Raw genomic sequence first — 1,064 nt, 5'->3', positions numbered from 1 at the left:
CCTAGGTGTATTGACCCGCAGGGTTGTTGACACGGCTGATCGGGGGCTTGCCTCCGAGTGCGGTGTGGCTGCGGTGGTGGTTGTAGGTGTGCAGGAAGTCTGCCAGGGCTGCTGTCCGCTCGGTGTTCGAGGTGTAGGGCCGCAGGTAGGCCCATTCGTCGAGCAGGGTGCGGTTGAAGCGTTCGACCTTGCCGTTGGTCTGCGGCCGGTAGGGGCGGGTGAGCTTGCCGGCCGCGCCGAGGTCGGCCAGGGCCTGCCGCCAGGCGAAGCTCTTGCGGTAGGGCCAGGCGTTGTCGGTCAGGACCCGCTCGATGCGGCCGATACCCGATGCGGCGAAGAAGGCCGCGGCCCGGGTCAGGAAGGCGGCGCAGGTGGCGGCCTTCTCGTCGCCGTGGATCTCGCTGTAGGCCAGGCGGGAGTGGTCGTCGACGGCGGAGTGGACGTAGTCGAAGCCCATGCCGCGGATCGGCCGGCCGGCCTCACGGCCGCGGACCTTGTGGCCGCCGCCGTCCGGGATCCGGCCGAGTTTCTTCACGTCGACGTGGATCAGCTCGCCGGGCCGGTCGCGTTCGTAGCGGCGGATGACCGTCCCCGTCGGCCGGTCCATGAACGCGAGCCGGTTCAGCCCGTGCCGGGTCAGGATCCGGTGCACGGTCGAGGCGGGCAGGCCCAGGACCGGGCCGATGCGGGCCGGGCCGAGCTTGCGGGCCTGGCGCAGCCGGCAGACCCGGGCCTCCACGGCCGCCGGGGTGCGGTGCGGTGTCGTGCGGGGCCGGCTGGAGCGGTCGGCCAGCCCCTGCTCACCCTCGGCCCGCCAGCGGCGGACCCACTTGTGGGCGGTGGCGCGGGAGATGCCCATCTCGGCGGCCACATGAGCGACGGGGCGACCGGCGCAGACACGCTCGACCAGCAGCCGCCTGCCGTGAACGGTCAGCCGGGCATTACGGTGGGACACGAAGACCTCCGGTGCGGTGCAGTCCTAGACAGCTCCACCACACCGGAGGTCTTCGCCATGATCAAGCACTGGCGAGTGTCAACAACGCTCGTGATCAATACACCTAGGG

General features: G+C 71.0%; 1 protein-coding gene. It reads right to left on the bottom strand.

Translation table 11 applies throughout. The features are described 5' to 3' along the window. Position 1: 1 nt before the first annotated feature. Complete coding sequence (locus ACIQGV_RS40860; protein ID WP_402504835.1) at positions 2-955, bottom strand: IS481 family transposase; 954 nt, start codon at positions 953-955, stop codon at positions 2-4. Positions 956-1,064 lie beyond the last annotated feature (109 nt).

It is taken from the genome of Streptomyces sp. NPDC093094, assembly GCF_044754345.1.
Classification (GTDB): Bacteria; Actinomycetota; Actinomycetes; order Streptomycetales; family Streptomycetaceae; genus Streptomyces.
Note: the sequence above shows the minus strand (reverse complement) of the source record. Positions and strands in the feature narration are given on the sequence as shown.